At 74.4% G+C, this 476-nt stretch carries 1 protein-coding gene; it reads right to left on the bottom strand.

Annotated elements, in window-relative coordinates:
* Positions 1–178 precede the first annotated feature (178 nt).
* The coding region (locus FNQ90_RS26450) for a DUF418 domain-containing protein (protein WP_182608589.1) at positions 179–476 on the bottom strand (298 nt) is incomplete at its 5' end.

A 476-nucleotide genomic window follows, 5' to 3' on the forward strand; every position in this document is an offset into this window, starting at 1 on the left:
TGTGCATAAGAGACAGACGGCTCCACTGAAGACGGCTGAAAGCCGCCCCGTCAAGGTCTAGACCATGTTCCGGAACAGCTCTTCACAGGACGCCCCCACTCCCGCCCGGAATGCCCGATGAGTGGCGGTTCCGGCCCCGGGGTGGGCACGGAATCGCCGCACGCCGGCCGGTCGGCCGCTATCGACCGCGCCGGGCGGGGGCGCGTCGCGGCGCGGTGTACGCGGCGTGCAGGACGGTCTCCAGCGGCCCCCGGTCGAACCGGCGCAGCCACAGCGTCGCCCCGACCATGAACACCGCCACGATCACCGTCCACGCGGCCGGCGGCCACCACGGCCGGGCCCCGTCCCACGAGGCGGCGAGGCCGAGCCCCCAGCCGTGGCAGAGCGCCGAGGCGGCGAGATTCTGGAAGACGTAGCAGCTCAGGGCGGTGCGGCCGACCGCCGAGACGCCGCACCGCAGCGGCCCCGCCCCGCCC

The organism is Streptomyces alkaliphilus, assembly GCF_014141535.1.
In the GTDB taxonomy this organism is placed as follows: Bacteria; Actinomycetota; Actinomycetes; order Streptomycetales; family Streptomycetaceae; genus Streptomyces; species Streptomyces alkaliphilus.